The organism is Streptomyces pathocidini (assembly GCF_001418495.1).
In the GTDB taxonomy this organism is placed as follows: domain Bacteria; phylum Actinomycetota; class Actinomycetes; order Streptomycetales; family Streptomycetaceae; genus Streptomyces; species Streptomyces pathocidini.
Window position 1 is genome coordinate 1 of record NZ_LIQY01000399.1, and the last position, 18,351, is coordinate 18,351.

The window sequence follows — 18,351 nt, forward strand, 5'->3', positions numbered from 1 at the left end:
GCCTCCAGCAGCGGCTGGCCGGGCTGACGCTGCGCGACGAGCGGCGCGTCGGGCGGCGCCTCGACGGCGCCCGGCGCATCCGCAAGCCCGAGGCGCGGGACGCCGTGCTCGCGGAGATCGCGGCCGAGGTCGAGCAGGCCGAGCTGCGGATCGCCGGGCGCCGCGCGGCGGTGCCCGAGATCACGTACCCGGAGACGCTGCCGGTCAGCCAGAAGAGGGACGCGATCCTGGCGGCGGTCCGCGACCACCAGGTCGTGATCGTCGCGGGCGAGACGGGCTCCGGCAAGACGACGCAGATCCCGAAGATCTGTCTGGAGCTGGGCCGCGGCGTGCGCGGGCTCATCGGCCACACCCAGCCCCGCCGCATCGCCGCCCGCACGGTCGCCGAGCGGGTGGCCGAGGAACTGAAGTCCCCGCTCGGGGAGGCCGTCGGCTGGAAGGTCCGCTTCACGGACCAGGTGGGCGACGAGACCCTGGTCAAGCTCATGACCGACGGCATCCTGCTCGCCGAGATCCAGACCGACCGCGAGCTGCGCGCCTACGACACGATCATCATCGACGAGGCCCACGAGCGCAGCCTCAACATCGACTTCATCCTGGGCTACCTCGCTCAGCTGCTCCCCCGCCGCCCCGACCTCAAGGTCGTGATCACCTCGGCGACGATCGACCCGGAGCGCTTCTCCCGCCACTTCGGCGACGCCCCGATTGTCGAGGTCAGCGGGCGTACGTACCCGGTCGAGGTGCGCTACCGGCCGCTGCTGGAGGAGGACTCCGAGGACTCCGACCGCGATCAGGTCACCGCCGTCTGCGACGCCGTGGACGAGCTCCAGGCCGAGGGCTCCGGCGACATCCTCGTCTTCCTCTCCGGCGAGCGCGAGATCCGCGACACCGCGGACGCGCTGACCAAGAAGAACCTCCGCCACACCGAGGTCCTGCCGCTCTACGCCCGGCTCTCGCACGCGGAGCAGCACCGCGTCTTCCAGCGCCACACCGGCCGCCGTATCGTGCTGGCCACCAACGTCGCCGAGACCTCGCTGACCGTCCCCGGCATCCGGTACGTGATCGACCCGGGCACCGCCCGCATCTCCCGCTACAGCCACCGCACCAAGGTCCAGCGGCTGCCCATCGAGCGGATCTCGCAGGCCAGCGCCAACCAGCGCAAAGGCCGCTGCGGCCGGACCAGTGACGGCATCTGCGTACGGCTGTACTCGGAGGAGGACTTCCTCTCCCGCCCGGAGTTCACCGACGCCGAGATCCTGCGGACGAACCTGGCCTCGGTGATCCTCCAGATGACCGCGGCCGGGCTCGGCGACATCGAGAGGTTCCCGTTCATCGACCCGCCGGACCGCCGCAACATCAAGGACGGCGTCCAACTCCTCGAAGAGCTGGGCGCGTTGGACCCGCAGCAGAAAACTGCATCCGACAAAGACGGCAAGAAGCGGCTCACGCAGACCGGCCGCAAGCTGTCCCAGCTGCCGGTGGACCCCCGTCTGGCCCGCATGGTCCTGGAGGCGGACCGCAACGGCTGCGTACGCGAGGTCATGGTGATCGCCGCGGCGCTGTCCATCCAGGACCCGCGCGAGCGCCCCGCCGACAAGCAGCAGCAGGCCGACCAGCAGCACGCCCGCTTCCGGGACGAGACGAGCGACTTCCTCGCCTTCCTCAATCTCTGGAGCTACGTCCGCGACCGCCAGAAGGAGCTGTCCTCCTCCGCCTTCCGCCGCATGTGCCGCCAGGAGTTCCTGAACTACCTGCGCATACGGGAGTGGCAGGACATCTACACGCAGCTGCGGCAGGTCGCCAAGACCATGGGCATCCACCTCGGCGATCAGGACTCCTCCCCCGACCGCATCCACACCTCCCTCCTCGCCGGGCTGCTCTCGCATGTCGGCGTGAAGGACACCGATGCCAAGAACGAGTACCTGGGCGCCCGCAGCGCCAAGTTCGCGGTCTTCCCCGGCTCCGCGCTGTTCAAGAAGCCGCCGCGCTGGGTGATGTCCGCGGAGCTGGTGGAGACCTCGCGCCTGTGGGCGCGGGTCAACGCGCGGATCGAACCGGAGTGGATCGAGCCGCTGGCCCAGCACCTGCTCAAGCGCAACTACAGCGAGCCGCACTGGGAGAAGGACCAGGCCGCGGTCATGGCGTACGAGCGCGTGACGCTGTACGGCGTGCCGATCGTGGCCCAGCGGAAGGTCAACTACGGGCGGATCGACCCGGAGACCAGCCGCGAGCTGTTCATCCGCAACGCGCTGGTGGAGGGCGACTGGCGCACCCACCACCAGTTCTTCCACGACAACCGCAAACTCCTCGGCGAGGTCGAGGAGTTGGAGCACCGCGCCCGCCGCCGCGACATCCTGGTGGACGACGAGACGCTCTTCGACTTCTACGACCAGCGGGTGCCCGAACACGTCGTCTCCGGCGCCCACTTCGACTCCTGGTGGAAGGACAAGCGGCGCGAGGAGCCCGAACTGCTCGACTTCGAGCGGTCGATGCTCATCAACGAGTCGGCGGAGGCCGTCACCAAGGACGACTACCCCGACTCCTGGCGCCAGGGGAAGCTCAAGTTCCGGGTGACGTACCAGTTCGAGCCGGGCGCGGACGCCGACGGTGTGACCCTCCACATCCCGCTCCAGGTGCTCAACCAGGTCACCCCGGAGGGCTTCGACTGGCAGATCCCGGGCCTGCGCCTGGACCTGGTCACGGAGCTGATCCGCTCCCTGCCCAAGCCGATCCGCCGCAACTACGTCCCGGCCCCGGACTTCGCCGAGCGCTTCCTGGACCGCGCGGTACCCCGCCAGGAGCCGCTGCCGGCGACGCTCGCGCGCGAGCTCCAGCGGATGGTGGGCGTCCCGGTCACCGCGGACGACTTCGACCTCGCCAAGGTCCCCGACCATCTGAAGATCACCTTCCGGGTGGTCGACGAGCGGCGCCGCAAGCTCGCCGAGGACAAGGACCTGGAGGCGCTGCGGCTGCGCCTGAAGCCCAGGACCCGGGCCGCGATCGCCAAGGCCTTCGACCAGGCCGCCGCCTCGGGCAAGGGCGGCGGAGCGGGCCTGGAGCAGCGCACCGGGCTGACCCAGTGGACGATCGGCGCGCTGCCGCGCACCTTCGAGACCCGGCGGGCCGGCCAGCCGGTCAAGGCGTACCCGGCGCTGGTCGACGAGGGCGCCTCGGTGGCCGTACGGCTCTTCGACACCGAGCCGGAGCAGGCGGAGGCCATGTGGCGCGGCACCCGCCGCCTGATCCTGCTCAACGTGCCCGCCAACCCGGCCAAGTTCGCCCAGGACAAGCTGAGCAACCAGCAGAAGCTCGCGCTCTCCAGCAACCCGCACGGCTCGATCCAGGCGCTCTTCGACGACTGCGCGACCGCGGCCGCCGACCGGCTGATCGCGGCCCGCGGCGGCCCGGTGTGGGACGAGGAGTCCTTCCGCAAGCTCTTCGACGCGGTGCGCGCGGATCTCGTGGACGCCACGCTGGACACCGTCCGCGGGGTCCAGGAGGTGCTGGCCGCCTGGCAGTCCTGCGAGCGTCGGCTGAAGGCCGTCAAGAGCCTCGCGCTGGTGCCCGCCCTGACCGACATCCGGGAGCAGCTGGACAGCCTCGTCAGGCCCGGTTTCGTCACCGAGCACGGCTACCGCCGCCTGCCGGACCTGCTGCGCTACCTGGTGGCCGTGGACCGCCGCCTCACCCAGCTGCCCACCGGCGTCCAGCGGGACACCGCGCGCATGGCGAAGGTGCGGGAGATGCAGGACGAGTACGCGTGGCTGCTGGAGCAGCTGCCCCAGGGCAAGCCGGTGCCGCAGGCGGTACGGGACATCCGCTGGATGCTGGAGGAGCTGCGGGTCAGCTACTTCGCCCACGCGCTGGGCACCGCGTACCCGGTCTCGGACAAGCGGATCGTGAAGGCCATCGACGCCGCCGTGCCGTAGGCGGCGGAGGGCCGGGCCGGGTGACGCCGTCGTCGCCAGGAGTGAGTTCGACCGGTCCTGTGAACTGCTGTACAGTTTCTTCTCGCGGCCGGCGCAGGAAAGTGCCGCAAAACCTGGTCCTGTGGAGCAGTTTGGAGTGCTCGCCACCCTGTCAAGGTGGAGGCCGCGGGTTCAAATCCCGTCAGGACCGCAGTGAAATCCCGGCAGACAGGCCCGAATCCCCTGGATTCGGGCCTTCTTCGTATGTCGCCATCCCGCTTGACCGCACCCCGCGCCGGGGGTACCCAGGCATCAGGGGAACGCGGGGATACGGGAGGTGCGCGCATGGCGATGTCCGCGAGGCACGAGACGCGAGCGCTGCTGCGGGCCCATCTGGCGGCCGCCGCGGGCTACCGGCACCTCACCCGCCACTGCCCGGCCTGCCGTCAACTCCTGCGCCTGGCCATGGAGTCCGCACCCCAGGAGAGCGGCGCCCCCTGTACCTCACGTGAAACTCGTGGATCAAGAGACGAAGGCTGTGACGGTAGTCACCCAAGAAGTTTCGGATCGAACGATCCTTAGCCCCTTCCTACAACGCCTCGATTTAATATGTGCAATTGCACTCTCTCGAGGAGGGTCCGCGGGGACCTCCGGAACGCCCCCCGGTCCACCTCCCCGCACACCCTGACCGGCCAGTTCAACAAAGCCTCAACTCGCCCCCAGGGGCCCTCCGTCGGGGCATAAAAAGATCGCGCTGGACCCGGCGGAGTCCAGCGCGATCGACGACGCACCCTCGATGCCGAGGGAAAGGAGCCTGTTGGGGCAGGCTCCCGTCGTGTGGAACAGGTGGGCTATCAGGGCTGGGGGACCCGGATATGCCCCGATATGGAGTTGTTCAGGCCTCGCTTCGCTGCTGCGGAATGCCCGCGAGCAGCGCCCGGACCTCCGCCTCGCGGTATCGGCGGTGCCCTCCGAGCGTGCGGATGGACGTGAGCTTGCCTGCCTTGGCCCAGCGCGTGACCGTCTTCGGGTCCACGCGGAACATCGTGGCAACCTCAGCCGGGGTCAGCAGCGGCTCGGCATCAGGGGTGCGAGCGGTCATGAGCGGCCTCCTCGGGAGAACCGAACCATCACGGTTCTTTCCTCTATATTCTGCGCCTTGACCTGCGTTGCCCGAAATGACAGACGCAGGCCGAGTCGGTTATAGGACGAACGGCTTGTCCTCGGCACTACAACTACACCATCTGTCCAGCCGCGTCGGCCAAACCGATGGATTTGCCCTCTCAGGTGTTCAACCTCGACGGAAGCCGATGGACCATGCCATAGCGGACAGTCACCTGGCCGTGACGATCAGTCACAGCATGATCCAGAACCCGAAATGGCTCTCCGGGCCCCTGAAGCGAGTGCAATACCGATGTATCAGCCCATAGTTGGACGAAGGGAGTCCTTCCCGGACTCCTTGTCCTATTTTGACACGAGGGCAGGGGATGAGGGCAAGGCCCGGCTTAGTGCTGTCCGTCACGCTTGTGGCAATGGCCCGGATCAGGACGTAGGTCCCAGGGCGTGCGGGCCCTTCGGCGCCTTCCCCGGATCCGATGGCCCAACCTCCGGAAAAAACGACCCGAAACCCCAAAAAGAGGCCGATTCCGGATCAGCTCGCGAACTGCCGCTCGCGGATCACGCGCCAGCGGTCCGTCAGACGCTGGTACGCCTCCCCGGCCCGGGCGCTGTCGCCCTCGCGCAGCGCGTCGAGCCCCTCCGCCACGTCCGCGGCCGAGTGGTCCTCGGTGAGCTGCCCTTCGGGAAGGGCATGCACCAGGCCGCCGTAGTCCAGCTCGACCAGTGACCGCGGATGGAACTCCTCGAGCCACCTGCCGACGCTCTGCAGCCCCTCGACGAGCGGTCCGTCGTCAAGCGCCTCGCGCAGCACCTTCAGCCCCCGCGCCACCCGCCGCCGCGCCTGCACCATCGGCGTGCGGTAGCGCAGCGAGGGCCGGGCGGCGTCCGCGGCGAACTCGCGCTCCTCGTCCGCGAAGAGCACGAACCAGCGCACCGGCACGTGCCAGGTCGCCGAACGGATCCACGGCCTGGCGTCCGGATTGTGCTCCAGCCACTGCTCGTAGTCCGCCTCCGCCTGGCGCCGTACGACGGGCGGCAGCACGGCGTCCAGCACCGGGGCCGGCAGCAGCTCCGAGAGCTCCTCCAGGGCCAGCCAGCCGCGCAGCCGGGTCCGCCAGGGGCAGACGCACGTCACACCGTCCACGACCGCCACGAAGGCGTCCCCGCTCTCGTGCACCGGCACCGCGACGGGCGGCACGGACAACAAGTCGGCCAGGGAACGGCGGAGTTCGTCCTGGGCGGTCGGGACCTCCTCGCGGGCCGCGTAGCGCTTCCAGTGCGTCCGCTCGGGCTCGGGGAAGGCGGCCAGCGGCTCGTAGACCCGTAGGTACGCCGCGTACGGGACCACCACGGATGACGCCACGCCCACGCGCCCACTCCTCCGTTCGCGGCCGGGAGTTGCCGCCCGCCGCATCGCCTGCCGCACTGATCGTCCCACGCGCGTAGGCCGGAGGAGGGTGATCCGCCGCACCTCGGTGCCATGGGTCCCCGCCAGGATCTACGCTGTGCCCATCGGGCCCTCCCCACCCACAGGAGGGCGTTCCCTCTCGCGTCTCCCGGGAGTCACCACCGTGACCGACGTACGTCCCACCGCCGACGATCTCGGCGTGCTGTCCACCCTGTTCCGCTCCGAGCAGGGCGGCCACGAACAGGTAGTCCTCTGCCAGGACCGCGAGAGCGGTCTGAAGGCCGTCATCGCGATCCACTCGACCGCGCTGGGCCCCGCCCTCGGCGGCACCCGCTTCCACGCGTACGCGTCCGACGAGGAGGCCGTCCTGGACGCGCTCAACCTCGCCCGCGGCATGTCGTACAAGAACGCCCTCGCCGGGCTCGACCACGGCGGCGGCAAGGCCGTGATCATCGGCGACCCGGACGTGCTCAAGAGCGAGGAGCTGCTGCTCGCCTACGGCCGCTTCGTCGCCTCGCTCGGCGGCCGCTACGTCACCGCCTGCGACGTCGGCACCTACGTGGCCGACATGGACGTGGTGGCCCGCGAGTGCCGCTGGACCACCGGCCGTTCGCCCGAGGGCGGCGGCGCCGGCGACTCCTCCGTCCTGACCGCCTTCGGCGTCTTCCAGGGCATGCGCGCCAGCGCCCAGCACCTGTGGGGCGACCCGACGCTGCGCGGCCGCAAGGTCGGCGTCGCGGGCGTCGGCAAGGTCGGCCACCACCTCGTCGAGCACCTCCTCCAGGACGGTGCCGAGGTCGTGATCACGGACGTGCGCCAGGAGTCCCTGGACCGCGTCCTGGCCAAGCACCCGCAGGTCACCGCGGTCGCCGACACCGAGGCCCTGATCCGCACCCAGGGCCTGGACATCTACGCCCCGTGCGCGCTGGGCGGCGCGCTCGACGACGACAGCGTCCCGGCCCTGACCGCGAGGGTGGTCTGCGGCGCGGCCAACAACCAGCTGGCCCACCCGGGCGTCGAGAAGGACCTCGCCGACCGCGGGATCCTCTACGCGCCGGACTACGTCGTCAACGCCGGTGGCGTGATCCAGGTGGCCGACGAGTTGCACGGCTTCGACTTCGCCCGGGCGAAGGCCAAGGCGACGAAGATCTTCGACACCACGCTGGCCATATTCGACCGCGCCAAGGCCGACGGCATCCCGCCCGCGGCCGCCGCCGACCGGCTGGCGGAGCAGCGCATGGCGGAGGCCAGGGCGCGCCGGGCGGTCTGACGGGGACGGCCCCGCCGTCCAGGTGTCCGGGCCCGCCGACAGGGGGAAGAGACAAGATTCACCACCCGTCGGCGGGTCGAACCTGAGCAGAAGGTAAAATCACGATTGACCAGCGGGGACGGGGCTCCCCGCGGGTTCTGCACCGTGTCGCGTCCTGCGGGCGACGTACCGTACGGCCGCGGAAGCAGGTACCGTTGAAGCCCTACGGACCGGTCTCTCCTACGAGAGTCCGCTCTGATTCATGAACGCGTGTCAAGACTCTGGGGCCGTCGAGCCCCGTCGTTGAGGGGGTCGAGCCATGGGGCGCGGCCGGGCCAAGGCCAAGCAGACGAAGGTCGCCCGCCAGCTGAAGTACAACAGCGGTGGGACTGACCTCTCACGCCTGGCCGAAGAGCTGGGCGCATCGACTTCGAGCCAACCGCCGAATGGTGAGCCGTTCGAGGACGATGAGGATGAGCTGGACGACGACCCGTACGCACAGTACGCGGATCGCTACAACGACGTGGACGAGGACGACGAGGAGTCGTCCGAGCAGTCCGCCTATCGTCGGCGTGCTTGACGCCGCGCGCGGCCGGGATCCGGTCCGCAGAGCGCCGGCGCTAAGTTCGTCCACAGCAGCGACCACCGACCCGGTCCGGGGCCCGTCCCCGGACCGGGTTCTGTGCTGCTCTCGCGCCGCTCAGGCGGCGTGGTCACCGGTCAGGGCCACCGCCTCGGAGTGATCGCCGCGCTCGGTGACCGCACCGGCCACCCAGGCGTCGACACCGCGGTCGGCGAGGACCGTCAAGGCCACATCCACCGACTCCTGCGGCACGACCGCGACCATGCCGACGCCCATGTTGAGCGTCTTCTCCAGCTCGCCGCGCTCGACCTGGCCCGCGCGGCCGATGAGGTCGAAGACCGGGGCCGGGGTCCAGGTGGAGCGGTCGATGGTGGCGTGCAGGGAGTCGGGGACGACGCGCGCCAGGTTGTTGGCCAGGCCGCCGCCGGTGATGTGCGAGAAGGCGTGCACCTCGGTCGTACGGGTCAGGGCCAGGCAGTCCAGCGAGTAGATCTTGGTGGGCTCCAGCAGCTCCTCGCCCAGCGTGCGGCCGAACTCCTCGACCTGGCGGTCCAGGGCCAGGCCCGCGCGGTCGAAGAGCACATGCCGGGCCAGCGAGTACCCGTTGGAGTGAAGACCGGAGGACGCCATCGCGATCACGGCGTCACCCTTTCGGATGCGATCCGCGCCCAGTACCCGGTCGGCCTCGACCACGCCCGTGCCGGCGCCCGCGACGTCGAACTCGTCCGCGCCGAGGAGGCCCGGGTGCTCGGCGGTCTCGCCGCCGACGAGCGCGCAGCCCGCCAGTACGCAGCCCTCGGCGATGCCCTTGACGATCTGGGCGACCCGCTCCGGGTGGACCTTGCCGACGCAGATGTAGTCGGTCATGAACAGCGGCTCGGCGCCGCAGACGACCAGGTCGTCGACGACCATGCCGACGAGGTCGTGGCCGATCGTGTCGTACACGCCCAGCCGGCGCGCGATGTCGACCTTCGTGCCGACGCCGTCGGTGGCGGAGGCGAGCAGCGGGCGCTCGTACCGCTTGAGGGCGGAGGCGTCGAAGAGGCCCGCGAAGCCGCCGAGGCCACCGACGACCTCGGGGCGGGTGGCCTTCTTGACCCACACCTTCATCAGCTCGACCGCGCGGTCGCCCGCCTCGATGTCCACGCCCGCTGACGCGTAGCTGGCACCAGTGTTCACAGACTCGGACATGCTGGAAGTTTCTTTCGGTTGGTTGGATTCCGCCCGCTTACGGGCGGCGCAGCGCGTCGGCGCCGCCGACGCCCGCGGTGAGCGTGGAGACCCCGTCCACATCGCTGCGGGTGGGTTCCTGCGTCTCCGACTCCAGCAGGTGCTTGCCCAGGAGCTCGGGGTCGGGCAGGTCCATCGGGTACTCGCCGTCGAAGCAGGCGCGGCAGAGGTTCGGCTTGGCGATGCCGGTCGCCTCGATCATGCCGTCGATGGAGATGTACGCGAGCGAGTCGGCGCCGAGCGACTTGCCGATCTCCTCGACCGACAGCCCGTTGGCGATCAGCTCGGCGCGGGTGGCGAAGTCGATGCCGAAGAAGCAGGGCCACTTGATCGGCGGCGAGGAGATCCGGATGTGGACCTCGGCCGCCCCGGCCTCGCGCAGCATCCGCACCAGCGCGCGCTGGGTGTTGCCGCGGACGATCGAGTCGTCCACGACCACCAGCCGCTTGCCGCGGATGACTTCCTTGAGCGGGTTGAGCTTGAGGCGGATGCCCAGCTGCCGGATGGTCTGGCTGGGCTGGATGAAGGTCCGGCCGACGTAGGAGTTCTTCACCAGGCCCGAGCCGTACGGGATGCCGCTGGCCTCCGCGTAGCCGACCGCGGCCGGGGTGCCGGACTCCGGGGTCGGTATCACCAGATCGGCCTCGGCCGGGGCCTCCTTGGCCAGGCGGCGGCCCATCTCGACGCGCGAGAGGTAGACGTTGCGGCCCGCGATGTCGGTGTCGGGGCGGGCGAGGTAGACGTATTCGAAGACACAGCCCTTGGGGCGGGCCTCGGCGAAGCGGGAGGCGCGCAGGCCGTCCTCGTCGATGGCGATCATCTCGCCGGGCTCGACCTCGCGGATGAAGCTCGCGCCGACGATGTCGAGGGCGGCGGTCTCGCTCGCCACGACCCAGCCGCGCTCCAGGCGGCCGAGGACCAGCGGGCGGATGCCCTGCGGGTCGCGGGCGGCGTAGAGGGTGTGCTCGTCCATGAAGACCAGCGAGAAGGCGCCCTTGACCTTGGGCAGGACGATCGGCGCGGCCTCTTCGACGGTCAGCGGGCGGCCGTCCTCGCCGGCCTGGCCCGCCAGCAGGGCGGTGACCAGGTCGGTGTCGTTGGTCGCGGCGACCTGGGTGGCGCGGCCGTTCTCCCGGGGCAGCGCGGCGACCAGCTCGGCCAGCTCGGCCGTGTTGACCAGGTTGCCGTTGTGGCCCAGGGCGATCGAGCCGTGGGCGGTGGCGCGGAAGGTGGGCTGCGCGTTCTCCCACACCGAGGCACCGGTGGTCGAGTAGCGGGCATGACCGACCGCGATGTGGCCCTTGAGGGAGCCGAGGGAGGTCTCGTCGAAGACCTGGGAGACCAGGCCCATGTCCTTGAAGACCAGGATCTGGGAGCCGTTGCTCACCGCGATACCCGCGGACTCCTGTCCGCGGTGCTGCAGCGCGTACAGCCCGAAATAGGTGAGTTTGGCGACCTCTTCACCCGGAGCCCAGACGCCGAAGACGCCGCAAGCGTCCTGGGGGCCCTTCTCACCGGGGAGGAGATCGTGGTTGAGTCGTCCGTCACCACGTGGCACGCCAATGAGTCTAGGCCAGGTCGGCGATTAACCCGAACCAGGTACTCCGGCAAATCTGTCAGATACGACGAACGACCCCGTCGCGGCCCCCTCCAGGGCGGTCCAGACGGTGGTCCACAGAGCGGGACAACCATGGAAAGGCCTGGTGGGAGCGGTTGCACCGCGGCCCCACGCGACGCCTTGGTGACATCTGCCTCACCCTGGCGCGGCCCGCTCCTCAGGTCACTTGCGGCTCCTGGGCCACTCGCGCGGCCCGCTCCTCAGGTCAGCAGCGGGAGCTGATCGCTCAGGTCCGCGCGCTCGCCGCTCGCGGTGAGGGCCGCGGAGTCGAGCGCGGCGGGCCAGGTCGTACGGCCGGTGGCGAGGCGGATCCAGGTCAGCGAGTCGGTCTCGACGACGTTCGGCGGGGTGCCGCGGGTGTGCCGCGGGCCCTGGACGCACTGCACCACCGCGTACGGCGGGATCCGCACCTCCACCGAGCCGCCGGGCGCCTTGGCGGCGAGGGCGTCGGCCAGCAGCCGGGTCGCGGCGGCCAAGGCCTGCCGGTCGAGGCGCACGGCCCTGCCGGTGGCGTCCGCCAGGTCGTCGGCGTGCACCACGAGCTCCAGCAGCCGGGTGACCAGGAAGTCGTCCACGGTGAGGGCGCCGATGGGCAGGGGGACCGGGGTCGCGCCGCCCGCCTCGGCGACCGCCTGGGCCAGCCGCTCCGCGGCACCGTCCAGCCGGGCGAGCAGCGCCCGCGGACCGCCCTCCTCCGACGGGGCCGGCAGGGTCTCCAGCTCCGCCGCGACGCGAGCGGCGGTGGCCTCCGCGAGATCACCCGGAACCGGCCGGACGTAGCCGAGGAGGTCCAACTCCGGCTCGGCGGGCGCCGGTCGCACGGCCAGGACGCGCGGGAGCGCGTCGAGGGCCAGCGCGATGTGGACGATCAGCTCGCGCACCGACCACGAACCGAGCCGGGTCGGCGCCGCGAGGAGCCGGGGCGCCTCGGCGTCGGCGCAGAGCGCGGCGACCGCCTCGCGCACCGCCCCCACCTGCGCGGTCAGCGCACCGCGCACCTTCGCGGGGTCGTACGTCCGGGCGCGGGGCTTGCGGGGCATGGCGCCGAGCATAGCCAGGCCTCCGCACCCCATGGGCGGCGGCCGCGGACAGCCGCCATGGACAGCGGTCGGGAACGCGGCGGAGGATGGAACGGAAAGACGCGAACAGGAACCCATCAGGATCAAACGGCGAAGAAAGGCGTGACGCGCTATGGCTGAGCATCCGGACTGCGCCCTGGTGCGCCGGGGCTACGAGGCGTTCGCCCAGGGCGACCTGGACACCCTGGCCACCCTGTTCACGGCGGACGTCACCCACCACGTACCCGGCGAGAGCCTGATCGCGGGCCACCACAAGGGCCGCGAGGCCGTACTCCAGCTCTACCGCCGCATGGCCGAGGAGACCCGCGGCACGTTCCGGATCGAGCTCCAGCGCGTCATGGCCGACGGCCGGGGGCACGTGATCTCGGTCCACAAGGCCTACGGGGACCGGCGGGACCGCGGCATCGAGATGATGAACGGGATCTTCTTCACCATCGTCGGCGGGAAGGTCAGCGACCTCGACGAGTGCGTCAAGGACATCGACGTGATGAACGAGTTCTGGGCCGCCTGAACTCCCGCCGCCCGCCCTGGACTCCCCTCGCTTCTCCTGCGCTCCCACCGCTCTCGGACACCCTGCTCTCCGGAGACCGGAAAAGCACCGCGGCCCCGCCCGATCGTGGAGAACGGGCCGGGCCGCGGCACGGGGTTTCGCCGGGGGTTACGCCAGCAGGGCCGGGATCGTCTCCTCGTGCGCCCGCCGCAGCTCGCTCAGTGGGAGGGAGAACTGGCCCTGGATCTCCAGGGATGCGCCGTCCACGACTCCGATCCGGGCGGCCGGGAGACCCCGCGCGCCGCACATGTCGGTGAAGCGGACCTCTTCGCTCCGCGGCACCGCGACGACCGCACGGCCCGCCGACTCGGAGAAGAGGAACACGAACGGGTCCAGGCCGTCGGGCACGACGACCCGGGCGCCCTTGCCGCCGCGCAGCGAGGACTCGACCAGCGCCTGGACCAGGCCGCCGTCCGAGAGGTCGTGCGCCGCGTCGACCATGCCGTCGCGCGAGGCGGAGACCAGGATCTCGGCGAGCAGCTTCTCGCGCTCCAGGTCCACCCGCGGCGGCAGCCCGCCGAGGTGGTCGTGGATCACCTGCGACCAGGCGGAGCCGCCCAGTTCCTCACGGGTGTCGCCGAGCAGGTAGAGCAGGTGGCCCTCGCTCGCGAACCCGATCGGCGTGCGCCGCGCCACGTCGTCGATCACACCGAGCACGGCGACGACCGGGGTCGGGTGGATCGCGGTCTCGCCAGTCTGGTTGTAGAGCGAGACGTTGCCACCGGTCACCGGGGTGCCCAGGGCCAGGCAGCCGTCGGCCAGGCCTCGGGTGGCCTCGGCGAACTGCCACATGACCGCCGGGTCCTCGGGCGAGCCGAAGTTGAGGCAGTTGGAGATGGCGAGCGGGGTCGCACCGGCCGCGGCGACATTGCGGTACGACTCGGCCAGGGCCAGCTGCGCGCCCGCGTACGGGTCGAGCTTCGCGTACCGGCCGTTGCCGTCGGTCGCGACGGCCACGCCGAGCCCGGTCTCCTCGTCCACCCGCACCATGCCGGAGTCCTCCGGCTGTGCGAGCACGGTGTTGCCCTGCACGAAGCGGTCGTACTGGTCGGTGACCCAGGACTTGGACGCCTGGTTCGGCGAGGCGACCACCTTGAGGACCTGCTCGCGCAGCTCCTCGGGGGTGCCGGGCCGGGGCAGCCTGCCGGCGTCGTCGGCCTGCAACTCGTCCTGCCAGGACGGGCGCTCGTACGGCCGCTGGTAGACGGGGCCCTCGTGGGCGACCGTGCGCGGCGGCACGTCGACGATCTGGTCGCCGTGCCAGAAGATCTCCAGGCGGTCGCCGTCGGTCACCTCACCGATGACGGTGGCGATGACGTCCCACTTCTCGCAGATCTCCAGGAAGCGGTCGACCTTGCCGGGCTCGACGATCGCGCACATCCGCTCCTGCGACTCGCTCATCAGGATCTCCTCCGGGGAGAGGGAGGAGTCCCGCAGCGGGACGGTGTCGAGCTCGACGCGCATGCCGCCGGAGCCGGCGCTCGCCAACTCGCTCGTGGCACAGGAGAGTCCGGCGCCGCCGAGGTCCTGGATGCCGGTGACCAGGTCCTCCCGGAAGATCTCCAGGGTGCACTCGATGAGCAGCTTCTCCTGGAACGGGTCGCCCACCTGGACCGCGGGGCGGCGCGAGGGGCCGGTGGAGTCGAAGGTCTCGGAGGCCAGCACCGAGACGCCGCCGATGCCGTCGCCGCCGGTGCGGGCGCCGTAGAGGATGACCTTGTTGCCCGCGCCCGAGGCCTTCGCCAGGTGGATGTCCTCGTGCTTCATCACGCCCACGCAGAGCGCGTTGACCAGCGGGTTCCCCTGGTAGCAGGGGTCGAAGACGACCTCGCCGCCGATGTTCGGCAGGCCCAGGCAGTTGCCGTAGCCACCGATGCCCGCGACGACGCCCGGCAGGACGCGCTTGGTGTCGGGGTGGTCGGCGGCGCCGAACCGCAGCGGGTCCATGACCGCGACCGGGCGGGCGCCCATCGCGAGGATGTCGCGCACGATGCCGCCGACGCCGGTGGCCGCGCCCTGGTAGGGCTCGATGTACGAGGGGTGGTTGTGCGACTCGACCTTGAAGGTCACCGCGTAGCCCTGGCCCACGTCGACCACGCCGGCGTTCTCGCCGATGCCCACCAGCAGGGCGTCGTTGTCGGGGGCCTTCTCGCCGAACTGCCGCAGATGCACCTTGCTCGACTTGTACGAGCAGTGCTCGGACCACATGACGGAGTACATCGCCAGCTCGGCGCCGGTCGGGCGGCGGCCGAGAATCTCGCGGATGCGCTCGTACTCGTCCTGCTTGAGGCCGAGTTCGGCCCAGGGCTGCTCGGTGCCGGGCGTCTCGTTCGCGTGCTTGACGGTGTCGAGTGTTCGGGGGTTCGGGGGTTGCCCCCCGGAAGAAGGCAGCATCAGAGGTTGACCAGCTTCTTGAGGATCGAGGTGAAGAATCCGAGGCCGTCCGTGCCACCGGTGCCGATGCCCGGCTCCACGGCGTGCTCGGGGTGCGGCATGAGGCCGACGACGTTGCCCGCTTCGTTGGTGATGCCGGCGATGTCGCGCAGCGAGCCGTTGGGGTTCATGCCCAGGTAGCGGAACGCGACCCGGCCCTCGGCCTCCAGCATGTCCAGGGTGCGCTCGTCGGCGACGTACCGCCCGTCCATGTTCTTGAGCGGGATGTGGATCTCCTGGCCGGCCGTGTAGTCGGCGGTCCAGGCCGTCTCCGCGTTCTCGACCCGCAGCTTCTGCTCGCGGCAGATGAAGTGCAGGTGGTTGTTGCCGAGCATGGCGCCGGGCAGCAGGTGGGCCTCGGTGAGGACCTGGAAGCCATTGCAGATACCGAGCACCGGAAGCCCGGCCCTGGCCTGGTCGATGAGCGTCTCCATGACCGGCGAGAACCGGGAAATGGCCCCGGCGCGCAGATAGTCGCCGTAACTGAAACCGCCCGGCAGGACGACCGCGTCGACCTGCTTGAGGTCCTTGTCGCGGTGCCAGAGGGCGACCGGTTCGGCCCCCGCTCGGCGGATTGCGCGCTGGGTGTCCCGGTCGTCGAGGCTGCCGGGGAAGGTGACGACTCCGATACGCGTGTTACCGCGGCCCGCAGGGCCCCCGTCGAGGGTGGAGGTGGGAGACGGGCGGGCCGTCACGATTCGACCTTCACGGTGAAGTCCTCGATCACGGTGTTCGCGAGGAAGGTCTCGGCCAGCTTCCGCACCCGGTCGAGGGCGGCGTCGTCCACCGGCCCGTCGATCTCGAGTTCAAAGCGCTTTCCCTGGCGGACGTCCGAGATTCCGTCGAATCCGAGACGGGGCAGCGCACGCTGCACGGCCTGTCCCTGGGGGTCGAGGATCTCCGGCTTGAGCATGACGTCGACTACGACGCGTGCCACTGGCTCTCCCGGTGGTGTGGTGCGTAAGGCGGTGACCTCAGCGTACCCCGCCGGAAATTCTACGCGGGTAGATATGTGGACGGGGAGGGAGTGCCGATTGACGGGCTCATGGCGGAGTGGTCACGTTTGCGCATCGGCATCAACAACCCCTGGGGAAAATCCGGGGAAAACCGTATGGTCACCGATTGCGGCAGGACACGCGGAGAGAATTAACTGGGCTTCGCATTGCAATGCCCATCACTGTACAAATGAAAAAGAACTGACCCCAGACCCGGGCCATCCGCATCCTCCCACGTCATTGCGGTGGCGCGGCCAGAAAGGACCGATATCCGTGGCGCAGCGCGTAGTGGTCACACTCTCCGATGACATCGACGGCGGGGAAGCAGCGGAAACGGTCACCTTCGGTCTCGACGGGAAGTCGTACGAGATCGACCTGACGGCGGCCAACGCGAAGAAACTGCGGGGAGCGCTCGCCCCTTATGTGGAGGCCGGCCGAAAGCGGTCGAGGTCCGGCAAGCCGTACAAGCGCACCTCCCTCGCCCCCGACCCCGCGGTGGTCCGCGCCTGGGCGCGCTCGCACGGCCACGAGGTCCCGCCGCGCGGCCGCATCCCCAAGAAGGTCTACGAGGCGTACGAGACCGCCAACACCGGCAGCTGACCCCCGGGTTGACAGCGGTGACGGCCGGCCCGGCCCCGCGCACGCACCGACTTGCACTGCACCCCTGGTGATCAGCTAGAGTCTGGAGCACGCCGAGGGGCGAGGCCGAAGGGTCGAATCCCTTGAGACGCGCGGGTGTAGCTCAGTAGTAGAGCGCCCCCTTTCCAAGGGGGAGGCGCAGTGTGCGATCCCTGTCACCCGCTCTCACCATCGCTTTCCGGCCACTCCGGTGGATCGGGTACAGTGGTGGTCGCGCCGGGCGGTGAGAGCCGTTCGGAGGCACTGCGGACGTGGCTCAGTTGGTAGAGCATCACCTTGCCAAGGTGAGGGTCGCGAGTTCGAATCTCGTCGTCCGCTCCACAGGGAAGGCCCCGGTCGATTCCGACCGGGGCCTTCTTGTTTGTCGCCCTCCAGGTCTGCTGTCTCCCTCCTGGATCTGCGCACCTCACCCCGCCCTCGCCCCCCGCGATGACATTTGGGCATCGGCACCGGTGACAGCCCGCACTGCCCGCGGCCGCCCGGCGCCGGAACGCTGGCTTCCATGGACACCGACGACTATGTGATCGATGTCACCGGACTGCGGCGCGCCTACAGCGGCGGCTTCGAAGCAGTTCGCGGCATCACCTTCTCCGTGGCCCGCGGCGAGCTGTTCGCCCTGCTGGGCACGAACGGCGCCGGCAAGACCTCGACGGTCGAGCTGCTGGAGGGCCTGGCCCGGCCGAGCGGCGGGCAGGTACGCGTGCTGGGCCGGGACCCGTACGAGGAGCGGGACGTCGTGCGGCCGCGCACCGGCGTCGGCTGTACACCGAGCGGCTCCAGGAGTCGCTGGGCGCGCTGCTGCGTTGGGCGGACGCGCAGGGTGTCGCTGAACGGACTCGACGCACGGGTCGCGTCGCTGGAGGAGGCGTTCCTGGCGATCGCCGGGGACGCGGCGAGGGGGCTGCGATGGACACGACGGTGATGAGGCGGCTCGCGGCGCTCGGGCGGGCTGCTGCGCGTCGTATGGGAGCTGGACGCGGCGCGCGAGCTCCAGGCACGGCTCGCGGTGGCGGAGGAGCGGCTGCGGTTCGGGCGCGATCTGCACGACGTGATGGGCCGGAACCTGTCGGTCATCGCCCTGAAGAGCGAGCTGGCCGTCCAACTGGCCCGGCGGGGGCGGCCGGAGGCGGTCGAGCAGATGGCCGAGGTGCAGCGGATCGCGCAGGAGTCGCAGCGCGAGGTACGGGATGTCGTACGCGGCTACCGGGAGGCCGACCTGGCCGTGGAGCTGGCGGGCGCGCGCTCCGTCCTGCGCGCCGCAGGCGTCGGCTGCCGCGTCGAGGGGGACGACGGGGCCGGCCTGGCGCCCGAGGTGCGGTCGGCGCTGGGCTGGGTGGTGCGCGAGGCGACGACGAACGTGCTGCGGCACGGGAGCGCCCGGCACTGCGAGATCCGGCTGACCGCCGGCGGCCCCGCGGACCGTGCGGTGCTCGTCGTCGAGAACGACGGGGCGCCGGAGGGCGATTCCGGCGGCTCGGGCGGCGCGGGGCTCCCGGGCCTGCGCGAGCGGCTCGCCGCCCTCGGCGGCACCCTGGCCACC

The 18,351-nt window shown here is 70.6% G+C and carries 14 protein-coding genes, 3 tRNA genes and 2 pseudogenes; 11 read left to right on the forward strand and 8 right to left on the reverse strand.

The genetic code is table 11. The features are described from left to right. The 3 genes from hrpA to AOK16_RS28490 all read left to right on the forward strand — a co-directional run. The coding region (hrpA, locus tag AOK16_RS18630) for an ATP-dependent RNA helicase HrpA (RefSeq protein ID WP_055473362.1) at positions 1-3,929 on the forward strand (3,929 nt) is incomplete at its 5' end. A 115-nt stretch (positions 3,930-4,044) separates the two neighbouring features. After that, positions 4,045-4,119 (forward strand) — tRNA-Asp (locus AOK16_RS18635). Positions 4,120-4,259: 140 nt separating this feature from the next. After that, complete coding sequence (locus AOK16_RS28490) at positions 4,260-4,490, forward strand: DUF6274 family protein (protein ID WP_398718255.1); 231 nt, start codon at positions 4,260-4,262, stop codon at positions 4,488-4,490. A gap of 313 nt (positions 4,491-4,803) precedes the next feature. Here the strand turns inward: AOK16_RS28490 and bldC are convergent, their stop codons facing one another. Beyond that, a complete protein-coding gene (gene bldC, locus AOK16_RS18640; protein WP_003949541.1) occupies positions 4,804-5,010 on the reverse strand; it encodes a developmental transcriptional regulator BldC in 207 nt (68 codons plus the stop codon). A gap of 549 nt (positions 5,011-5,559) precedes the next feature. Next, positions 5,560-6,396: a DUF8083 family protein gene (locus AOK16_RS18645; protein WP_055473363.1), complete on the reverse strand. Its 837-nt coding sequence runs from the start codon at positions 6,394-6,396 to the stop codon at positions 5,560-5,562. A gap of 202 nt (positions 6,397-6,598) precedes the next feature. Here AOK16_RS18645 and AOK16_RS18650 point away from each other — a divergent pair, with 202 nt between their 5' ends. Both AOK16_RS18650 and AOK16_RS18655 read left to right on the forward strand, forming a co-directional pair. Next, the gene (locus tag AOK16_RS18650; protein ID WP_055473364.1) at positions 6,599-7,705 is read left to right on the forward strand and encodes a Leu/Phe/Val dehydrogenase; all 1,107 of its coding nucleotides are present in this window, start codon (positions 6,599-6,601) and stop codon (positions 7,703-7,705) included. A 298-nt stretch (positions 7,706-8,003) separates the two neighbouring features. After that, positions 8,004-8,264 (forward strand): DUF3073 domain-containing protein, encoded by a 261-nt coding sequence (locus AOK16_RS18655; RefSeq protein ID WP_055473365.1) that lies wholly within the window; start codon positions 8,004-8,006, stop codon positions 8,262-8,264. Between the two features lie 120 nt (positions 8,265-8,384). Here the strand turns inward: AOK16_RS18655 and purM are convergent, their stop codons facing one another. The 3 genes from purM to AOK16_RS18670 form a co-directional block, all read right to left on the reverse strand. Next, on the reverse strand, positions 8,385-9,458 hold the full coding sequence (gene purM / locus AOK16_RS18660) for a phosphoribosylformylglycinamidine cyclo-ligase (protein ID WP_055473366.1): 1,074 nt from the start codon (positions 9,456-9,458) through the stop codon (positions 8,385-8,387). A gap of 37 nt (positions 9,459-9,495) precedes the next feature. Beyond that, positions 9,496-11,055 (reverse strand): amidophosphoribosyltransferase, encoded by a 1,560-nt coding sequence (gene purF, locus AOK16_RS18665; RefSeq protein WP_055473367.1) that lies wholly within the window; start codon positions 11,053-11,055, stop codon positions 9,496-9,498. 260 nt (positions 11,056-11,315) lie between these two features. After that, entirely contained in the window at positions 11,316-12,155 is an 840-nt protein-coding gene (locus AOK16_RS18670) for a sterol carrier family protein (RefSeq protein ID WP_055473373.1), read from the reverse strand. 151 nt (positions 12,156-12,306) lie between these two features. Between AOK16_RS18670 and AOK16_RS18675 the strand changes: the two genes are divergently transcribed. Beyond that, positions 12,307-12,705: a nuclear transport factor 2 family protein gene (locus tag AOK16_RS18675; protein ID WP_055473368.1), complete on the forward strand. Its 399-nt coding sequence runs from the start codon at positions 12,307-12,309 to the stop codon at positions 12,703-12,705. 147 nt (positions 12,706-12,852) lie between these two features. On the opposite strand, the gene purL is transcribed toward AOK16_RS18675, so the two are convergent. From purL to purS, 3 genes are read right to left on the reverse strand one after another with little or no spacing between them, the layout of a single operon-like run. Then, positions 12,853-15,138, reverse strand: coding sequence for a phosphoribosylformylglycinamidine synthase subunit PurL (gene purL / locus AOK16_RS18680; RefSeq protein WP_055473369.1), 2,286 nt, complete (start codon positions 15,136-15,138; stop codon positions 12,853-12,855). Beyond that, positions 15,138-15,872, reverse strand: a complete 735-nt coding sequence (purQ, locus tag AOK16_RS18685; protein ID WP_240483640.1) for a phosphoribosylformylglycinamidine synthase subunit PurQ — start codon at positions 15,870-15,872, stop codon at positions 15,138-15,140. The genes purL and purQ overlap by 1 nt, the downstream gene beginning before the upstream one ends. After that, positions 15,869-16,114 carry a phosphoribosylformylglycinamidine synthase subunit PurS gene (purS, locus tag AOK16_RS18690; RefSeq protein WP_055473370.1) on the reverse strand — a complete coding sequence of 82 codons (246 nt, stop codon included), beginning with the start codon at positions 16,112-16,114 and terminating at the stop codon, positions 15,869-15,871. The genes purQ and purS overlap by 4 nt, the downstream gene beginning before the upstream one ends. A gap of 331 nt (positions 16,115-16,445) precedes the next feature. Between purS and AOK16_RS18695 the strand changes: the two genes are divergently transcribed. The 5 genes and pseudogenes from AOK16_RS18695 to AOK16_RS18715 form a co-directional block, all read left to right on the forward strand. Continuing rightward, positions 16,446-16,772 (forward strand): histone-like nucleoid-structuring protein Lsr2, encoded by a 327-nt coding sequence (locus tag AOK16_RS18695; protein WP_055473371.1) that lies wholly within the window; start codon positions 16,446-16,448, stop codon positions 16,770-16,772. Between the two features lie 131 nt (positions 16,773-16,903). Further along, positions 16,904-16,975, forward strand: a tRNA-Gly gene (locus tag AOK16_RS18700). 81 nt (positions 16,976-17,056) lie between these two features. Beyond that, positions 17,057-17,132 (forward strand) — tRNA-Gly (locus AOK16_RS18705). 181 nt (positions 17,133-17,313) lie between these two features. Next, positions 17,314-17,619, forward strand: a pseudogene (locus AOK16_RS29110) (ATP-binding cassette domain-containing protein); the annotation flags it as partial. A 141-nt stretch (positions 17,620-17,760) separates the two neighbouring features. After that, positions 17,761-18,351: pseudogene (locus tag AOK16_RS18715) on the forward strand (sensor histidine kinase); the annotation flags it as partial.

What these genes read in the sequence shown, in the direction of transcription:
- AOK16_RS28490 (WP_398718255.1), top strand. Translation starts at nt 4,260, where the DNA reads ATGTCCGCGAGGCACGAGACGCGAGCGCTGCTGCGGGCCCATCTGGCG.
- bldC (WP_003949541.1), bottom strand. Translation starts at nt 5,010, where the DNA reads ATGACCGCTCGCACCCCTGATGCCGAGCCGCTGCTGACCCCGGCTGAG.
- AOK16_RS18655 (WP_055473365.1), top strand. Translation starts at nt 8,004, where the DNA reads ATGGGGCGCGGCCGGGCCAAGGCCAAGCAGACGAAGGTCGCCCGCCAG.
- purM (WP_055473366.1), bottom strand. Translation starts at nt 9,458, where the DNA reads ATGTCCGAGTCTGTGAACACTGGTGCCAGCTACGCGTCAGCGGGCGTG.
- AOK16_RS18670 (WP_055473373.1), bottom strand. Translation starts at nt 12,155, where the DNA reads ATGCCCCGCAAGCCCCGCGCCCGGACGTACGACCCCGCGAAGGTGCGC.
- AOK16_RS18675 (WP_055473368.1), top strand. Translation starts at nt 12,307, where the DNA reads ATGGCTGAGCATCCGGACTGCGCCCTGGTGCGCCGGGGCTACGAGGCG.
- purL (WP_055473369.1), bottom strand. Translation starts at nt 15,138, where the DNA reads ATGCTGCCTTCTTCCGGGGGGCAACCCCCGAACCCCCGAACACTCGAC.